This is a genomic window from Aliiroseovarius sp. PTFE2010, assembly GCF_049943335.1.
GTDB lineage: Bacteria > Pseudomonadota > Alphaproteobacteria > Rhodobacterales > Rhodobacteraceae > JBNFVY01.
The window spans coordinates 1-438 of sequence record NZ_JBNFVY010000045.1; the positions used below are offsets into that span (position 1 = coordinate 1).

Genomic DNA, 438 nt, shown 5'->3' on the forward strand with positions numbered 1-438 from the left:
TTGACCCCGCCGGCATTGGCCACAACCTTGATCCCCTTGGCCTTGATCTCAGGCAACCAGGGCACCAGCGCCTTGACGAAATCCGGCGCATAGCCCGCATCCGGCGTCTTGGCCCGGGCGCGCGCCATCAGCGACATCGTCACCTCGGCCAGATAATCAAACACCAGATAGTCGATCGCGCCCTTGGTCACCAACTGACCAATCGCTTCGGGCGTGTCCCCCCAAAACCCAGACGCGCACCCGATGCGCAGCTTTCGATCCGACATGTATCCTCCTCCCCGCTTTATCAGCGGTCCGTTATCTGTGGCCCGAATATCAGCGGCCCAGTATCAGCAGCCCAGTATCAGCGACCCGGTATCAGCGACCCGTCCATTTCGGCGCGCGCTTCTCGACAAAAGCCGAAAAACCCTCCCGCGCATCTTCCGTCTGCGCTATCCG

1 protein-coding gene is annotated in these 438 nt (G+C 61.4%); it reads right to left on the bottom strand.

The window, feature by feature from the left end; translation table 11 throughout:
* A partial coding sequence (locus ACP2AV_RS15705; protein WP_426373708.1) for an acyclic terpene utilization AtuA family protein occupies positions 1 to 266 on the bottom strand: 266 nt, incomplete at its 3' end.
* Positions 267 to 438 lie beyond the last annotated feature (172 nt).